The organism is Leucobacter japonicus (assembly GCF_001273855.1).
Lineage (GTDB): Bacteria > Actinomycetota > Actinomycetes > Actinomycetales > Microbacteriaceae > Leucobacter > Leucobacter japonicus.
Genome location: NZ_JHBX01000029.1, coordinates 1 through 251, shown reverse-complemented (window position 1 = coordinate 251; position 251 = coordinate 1). Strand labels below are relative to the sequence as shown.

The window sequence follows — 251 nt, the reverse complement described above, 5'->3', positions numbered from 1 at the left end:
CGAGGCGCTCGAGGATCTGCTCGACCTCCTCGGCGAACGAGACCCCGATGGGGGTCAGCCGTGTACCGGATCGGCCGCTCTCCACGAGCTTCACCCGCAGATGCGCCTCGAGCCCGCGGAGGTGGTGGGTCACGGTCGGCACGCCGTAGTGCAGCGCCTCGGCAGCGCGAGTGAGGCTGCCGTGCGCCCGCACCGCGAGCAGCACACGGAACTGCTGCAGATTCATCATGGAATAGAGAATATGTCACTAG

At 66.5% G+C, this 251-nt stretch carries 1 protein-coding gene; it reads right to left on the bottom strand.

Going from position 1 to position 251, the window contains the following annotated elements:
* The coding region (locus AMS67_RS00070; protein ID WP_156316461.1) for a LysR family transcriptional regulator at positions 1–229 on the bottom strand (229 nt) is incomplete at its 3' end.
* Between the last annotated feature and the right edge of the window lie 22 nt (positions 230–251).